Genomic DNA, 4264 nt, shown 5'->3' on the forward strand with positions numbered 1-4264 from the left:
TNGAGCGGGTGCGAGAGGAGCTGGTGAAGCTGCTCCTGTCACCCCGTGCGGAGCGCGGCCTGCACCTGCTCGCGGACACCGGGCTCCTGGAGGGGGACGCGGTCCACGCCGCACCCTTTTCGATGTCGCGCACCAGGGTGAGCGTCTCCTGCATGGGAGAGACGCCCAGGTCGTGTGACAGCGTGCTGCGCAGCCGCTCGAAGGCCGCGAGCGCCGCGCCCCGGTCACCCCGAAGGTAGTGCAGGCGGATGAGGTGACGGCCGGCCTGCTCGGACTCCGGCTCCTGCCGCACCCAGGCCTGGGCCAGGGCCAACGCGGTGGGCCAGTCCCTCGCGTCCATGCGGCGTTGGACTTCGGCCTCGCGGGCGTTGCGCACCCAGCCCTCGACGGCGGCGCGGGCCCCGTCCAGCCACCGTGCCAGCTCGTCGCAGTCGTCGAAGCCCACCCCCGTCAGCAGGCCCACGTCGGTGCCCCGCAGCAGCGCCTGGAGGACCTCGGGGGGCAGGGGCTTGCCCGCGGCGCACTTCAGTCGCGCGAGGTCCAGCGTGACGTCTGGCGACAGGCTCAGCCGTTGGGAGTCCCCGTCCACCAGGTCCGTGCCCCCGCAGCTCAGCCGGAGCCGGCGCAGCAACTGGCGCATGTTGTTGCGCACGGCGGCGGGCGGCGAGTCCGGCCAGAGCAGGTTCGACACGGCGGCCTTCGACGCGGGGCCCTCCATGCCCAGGTAGGCCAGGAGGGTGGCGGCTCGGCGGTCCAGCCTCACGCATTGTCCGTCGGGTCCTTCCAGGTGGGCATGGCCCAGGACTCGAGCGCCCCACCCCGGCAGCTTCACCTGGGCGACTCCGTCATGTGACTCCACTTCCGGCCTGTTCGACCCCATATCGAACATACGGAACAGTGCCGGAAGTTGGTCTTGGGATAAATTGCTTTCTTTGAATTGTCTGTGTGCGGCGCCACCCGTCTCGGGGCTTGGACCGCGGGAGGCTGGCCGGTACAACGCGTCCCTGGGCCCGCGGGCATGTCGTCCTGGCCCCGGCAGTCATGATCGCGAACCTCCACAACGCAGACATCCCCCAGCCCGTTCTGGACGTCATCGCGCGGCTGCGCGAGCTGGGCCACGCCGTCTACCTGGTGGGCGGCTGCGTCCGGGACATGGTGCGCCAGGTCCATCCCAAGGACTTCGACGTGGCCACCAGCGCGCTGCCACAAGAAGTCCAGGGCGCCTTCCGCAAGGTCATCCCCACGGGCATCCAGCACGGCACCGTCACCGTCCTCCAGAACGGCACGCACGTGGAGGTGACGACGTTCCGCTCGGAGGGGGACTACCTCGACGGCCGCCGGCCCAGCTCGGTGGCCTTCGAGCGCGACATCGTCAAGGACCTGTCCCGGCGCGACTTCACCATCAACGCGATGGCGTACAACCCGTTGGACCGCGAGCTGGTGGACCCGTTTGGTGGACAGGCGGACCTCCAGGCGCAGCGCATCCGCTGCGTGGGCTCCGCGCTGGAGCGCTTCTCCGAGGACGGCCTGCGCCCCCTGCGCGCCGTGCGCTTCGCCGCGGTGCTCGGCTTTTCGCTCGATGCCGCCACCCGGGACGCCATCCCCGCCACGCTCGGCGTCTTCCGCAAGGTCGCGCTGGAGCGGGTGCGAGAGGAGCTGGTGAAGCTGCTCCTGTCACCCCGTGCGGAGCGCGGCCTGCACCTGCTCGCGGACACCGGGCTCCTGGACGTGTTCCTCCCGGAGCTGGCGCGCGCGGACGCCCCGGTCGCCGCGACCGTCCGGGCCGCGGTGCAGGCTTCGCCGCTGGAGGTGGAGGTCCGGGTCGCGGTGCTGCTGGCCGACCTGGTGGACCGCGCCCAGGCGCGCGACATCGGCCTGCGGCTGAAGTTCCCCAACAAGGTGGCGGACCTGGTGGCGCTGCTCGTCGAGCACGCGAAGGCGGAGACGCGGGTGGGGGCGCCGGACGCCGCGCTTCGCCGGCTCCTGGCCCGCCTGGGACCGCCGCGGCTTCCGCTGTGGGCGGCGGTCGTCCGCGCCCGGGTCGGGGTCCGCCAGCCGGAGGCGCTTCAGGAGGTGGAGGCGCTCATCGCTCGCGTGGAGGCGCTCGCCGCCGCGAAGCCTCCGTTGACGGCGAAGGACCTGGCGCTGACGGGAGGCGACATCATGGCCGCCCTGGGCGTGGGGCCGTCCGCCATCGTGGGCGAGGCCACCCGGTTCCTCGTCGAGTCCGTCCTGGATGAGCCGGCCCTGAACACGGCCGACGCCCTGCGGCAGCGGTTGCAGGCGTGGCACGCGCAGGCTGCTCGCTGAGCCGGCGGGCCGCGCGGCGTGACGGGTGTCGGGAAAGGACGCCCCCCGCGTCCTCCCCGCGTGCGCCCGGACGCGCGGGCGTGTAGGAAGGAGCACCATGCGAGTCGTCGTTGCGATGAGCGGCGGGGTGGATTCCTCGGCCGCGGCCGCCCTGCTCAAGGAGCAGGGCCACGAGGTCATCGGTATCACCCTGCGCGTCTGGTCCTACGAGGGCAAGGCGACCTGCGGGAGCTGCTGCAGCCCGGATGACATCGATGACGCGCGGGCCGTGGCCCAGACGCTGGGGATTCCCTTCTACGTGGCCAACGCGGAGGAGATCTTCCAGGACCGGGTCATCAACCCCTTCGTCCAGTCGTACCTGGGCGGGCGCACGCCCATCCCCTGCGTCGCCTGCAACCGGGACGTGAAGTTCAACTTCCTCCTCAAGCGCGCCCGCGCGCTCGGCGCCCGGCTGGCCACGGGGCACTACGCCCGCGTGGAGGAGGTGGACGGCCGCTTCGTCCTGCGCCGCGCCGTCGACGCCGCCAAGGACCAGAGCTACTTCCTCTTCACGCTCGGCCAGGACGAGCTGCGCGACATCCTCTTCCCCGTGGGCGGCATGACGAAGGCGGAGGTCCGCGCCGTCGCGGAGCGGCACGGCCTGGTCACCAGCCAGAAGCCGGAGAGCATGGAGATCTGCTTCGTGCCGGACGGCGACTACGCGGGCTTCGTGGAGAAGGTCGCCGGGCCGCAGCCGGCCGGAGACATCGTGGACACCGAGGGCAACGTGCTCGGCACCCACCAGGGCATCCACCGCTACACCGTGGGCCAGCGCAAGGGGCTCAACCTGGGGGGCGGCGAGGTTCGCTACGTCCACCGGCTGGAGCCGGAGACGCAGCGCGTGGTGGTGGGCCCCGCCGAGGGCACCGGCCGCGACAACTTCGGTCTGCTCCAGCCCCACTGGGTGGACGGGCCGCCTCCGGCCAGTCAGCCGGTGGAGGTCCGCATCCGGCATCGCCACTCGGGCGCGCAGGGGCGGGTACACGTCTCGCCGCACGGGCTCGTCTCCGTGAAGCTGGACGCGCCCGCGCGCGCCGTCACCCCCGGGCAGGCCGCGGTGGTCTACCATCAGGACCGCGTGCTCGGCGGTGGTTGGATTGTCTGACCCCGCAGTGCCTCGGAGGGTGCGGCACATGGCGCAGCGCCTCGTGGGATGTCTGATAGCGGTCGTCACCGTCTTCGTGGCCGCGGGCTGCAAGGAGCGCTCGGACAAACCCGTCGCGGGGCTGCTCGCTGCCGGTGCGCCGGTGCTGCGCGCGGAGGGCAAGCAGTGGCGGCCCATCGCCGTCGGCTCGCAGCTGCTGGGGCATGACGAGCTGAAGGCCACCGGCCCCGCGGTGCTGGAGTTCTTCGGCGGGGGCCTGCGCTTCCTGGAGAAGGGCGACACGCTGGAGGTGGGCGACGCGGACGAGGCGAAGCTCCATGGCGTCAACCTGCCGTCCCGCCACCTCGTGGAGGGCGAGCTCCAGGAGGCGCCGCGCCCGCTGCGCATCATCGCCGCGCGCTACACCCAGGTGCAGGTGACGCCCGCGAGCGCCCAGCAGGAGGACCCGTACAACGCCAACGGCTACTTCGCCGCCTTCTTCACGCCCAACGGGCTGTCGCCCAGCAAGGCCACCGACGAACCGCCGCGCGATGGCCCTCGCAAGCCGCTGCCGCCTCCGCCACTGCGCCCCCGCGTGCCTCACATCCACGCCGGCAACCTGGGCGAGGGCGGGCTGGTGGCCACCGTGGAGGACGGCTTCATCGTGGCGGAGACGGACGACCTGGCCTCCGCCGTGCTGCTGGAAGGGGGCGAGGTGCCCCTGGGCCGCACGGTGCGACTGGTGGTGCCCGACGGCGCGGAGGTCGTCCTGCGCACGCAGCAGGGGCGTGAAATTGAAGTCGAAGGGCCCGCGGACATCCGGCTGCGGTG

The 4264-nt window shown here is 72.3% G+C and carries 4 protein-coding genes and 1 pseudogene; 4 read left to right on the top strand and 1 reads right to left on the bottom strand.

Translation table 11 applies throughout. The features are described from left to right. Positions 1–23 precede the first annotated feature (23 nt). On the top strand, positions 24–239 hold the full coding sequence (locus G4D87_RS40315; protein ID WP_371928642.1) for a hypothetical protein: 216 nt from the start codon (positions 24–26) through the stop codon (positions 237–239). Here the strand turns inward: G4D87_RS40315 and G4D87_RS34225 are convergent. After that, positions 182–889 (bottom strand): annotated as a pseudogene (locus G4D87_RS34225) (AfsR/SARP family transcriptional regulator); the annotation flags it as partial. The gene G4D87_RS40315 and the pseudogene G4D87_RS34225 overlap by 58 nt on opposite strands. 152 nt (positions 890–1041) lie before the next feature. Between G4D87_RS34225 and G4D87_RS34230 the strand changes: the two are divergent. The 3 genes from G4D87_RS34230 to G4D87_RS34240 all read left to right on the top strand — a co-directional run. Further along, positions 1042–2310, top strand: coding sequence for a CCA tRNA nucleotidyltransferase (locus G4D87_RS34230; protein WP_163786874.1), 1269 nt, complete (start codon positions 1042–1044; stop codon positions 2308–2310). Between the two features lie 97 nt (positions 2311–2407). Beyond that, positions 2408–3454 carry a tRNA 2-thiouridine(34) synthase MnmA gene (gene mnmA, locus G4D87_RS34235; RefSeq protein WP_163786875.1) on the top strand — a complete coding sequence of 349 codons (1047 nt, stop codon included), beginning with the start codon at positions 2408–2410 and terminating at the stop codon, positions 3452–3454. Positions 3455–3482: 28 nt separating this feature from the next. Next, the coding region (locus tag G4D87_RS34240) for a hypothetical protein (protein ID WP_176412152.1) at positions 3483–4264 on the top strand (782 nt) is incomplete at its 3' end.

It is taken from the genome of Myxococcus vastator (assembly GCF_010894475.1).
GTDB lineage: Bacteria > Myxococcota > Myxococcia > Myxococcales > Myxococcaceae > Myxococcus > Myxococcus vastator.

Bases quoted from the DNA above. Each gene is read 5' to 3' on its own strand.
- mnmA (WP_163786875.1), top strand. From the start codon at position 2,408: ATGCGAGTCGTCGTTGCGATGAGCGGCGGGGTGGATTCCTCGGCCGCG.
- G4D87_RS34230 (WP_163786874.1), top strand. From the start codon at position 1,042: ATGATCGCGAACCTCCACAACGCAGACATCCCCCAGCCCGTTCTGGAC.